Raw genomic sequence first — 1,741 nt, forward strand, 5'->3', positions numbered from 1 at the left:
GCATCGCGCGCGGCCAGCTCGACATCAACGCGCCGCGCACCGGCGAGACCAGCGGCGACCTGCGCATCGACGCGCCCGCGCCGCTGAACATCCGCGGCGCGAAGAGCGTGGCGGTCAATGCCTTCTGGACCTACGAGCCCACCGACGCCAACGGCAGCGTCAAGCAGAACAACGGCGATGCCAACGGCAGCCCGGTCGGCGCCGACGGCATGGTCGGCCTCGACCAGATCGACGCGCGCAGCCGCGCCTTCATCGACGCGGCCTGGAACAACGCCGGCCTGCAGGGCCGGCTGGCGGGCCTGAAGATCGACGGCGACGCCTTTCACCTGCGCCCCGGCGTGGAGATCCGCAGCAGCGGCGACCTGCACACCGTGGGCGACCTCGATCTCTCGGGCTACCGCTACGGCCCCGGCGCGAACGGCACGCGCGGGGCGGGCGAGGCCGGCGTGCTCACCTTGCGCGCGGGCGGCGAGCTGCACATCGACGGCAGCATCAACGACGGCTTCGCGCCGCCGCCCGACTCGCCCGACAGCAAGGTCTACCGCGAGGTGCTGAACTCGGTGACGCTGGAGACCGACTACCAGGTGCCCGCGGGCGGCCTCACGCTCGCCGCGGGCAGCCAGCTGCCGTACGGGGGCGTGCTCGGCTTCGACCTCGCGCTGCCGGCCAACACGCTGCTGACGCTGTCGGACGACACACCGCTGCCGATGGACGTGGTGCTCGGCGGCAACACCCTGAACAACCGCGTGAAGGCGAACGTGGTCACCACGGCCGACATCATCCTGCCGACCGGCCGCGTGATCCCCGCGGGCACCAACACCTCGACGCTGGTCGGCGTGATCGGCACCACCACGGCGAACCTGCGGCTGCCGGCCGGCACCGTGCTGCGCGCGGGCATGAACGCGATCCAGTTCAGCAACGTCGCGATCTACGGGATGCGCATGGCGGCCACGACCTGGCGCGCCGGCACCGACGTGGCCGTGCTCAACGGCCTCGAGCTGGCCGACCCGGTCGAGCTCGCGGCCGGCAGCGTGCTGCCGGCCGGCATGTTCGTGAGCAGCGCGCTGGCGCAGACCGGCAGCCGCGCGATCTGGGCCATCGCGCCGATGCTCGGCGCGGGCAGCGCCTCGTGGTCGATGCGGCTGGTGGGCGGCGCAGACCTCGGCAGCAGCGATTCGCGCGCCGTGCGTTCGCAGGGCGGCGGCATCACGCTCAACGATCCGTTCCAGGTCAACCTGCAGGGCAAGGGCCTGGGGCCGCAGGCACCCGGCACGAGCGTGGTGCGCACCGGCACCGGCGACCTCGAGCTGTTCGCCGCGGGCGACTACACGCAGCAAAGCCTCTACGGCGTGTACACCGCGGGCACCTGGGTGCCGGGCACGGGCGCCGGCACGGTCTGGAACGCACCGCGCGAACTGCAGCCCGACGGCACCACGCTGGGCAGCAACCTCGGCGACCGCGACGGCTACCTCGCGGCCATCGACCCGAACCGCATGTGGTACACGACCGGCGGCGGCGACTTCACGCTGGCGGCCGGCGGCAACATCCGCGGCCTGCAGGGGAGCAATTCCGAGCTGGTCGGCGGCTGGCTGCTGCGCCAGGGCGCCGGCGAACTCGGCCAGGCCACCGGCTGGGGCGTGATGTTCGGTTCCTACGTGCTCGACGGTCCCGGCGTGTACGCCGACTACGCGGGCCTCGGTCTGGCGGCCTACGCGGGCCTGGGCGCATTGGGCGGCGGCAA

1 pseudogene is annotated in these 1,741 nt (G+C 73.0%); it reads left to right on the forward strand.

The window, feature by feature from the left end:
- Nucleotides 1-1,741 (forward strand): annotated as a pseudogene (locus tag AC27VN_RS40635) (hypothetical protein); the annotation flags it as partial.

Source organism: Variovorax sp. 20P10.2.4, from assembly GCF_058244205.1.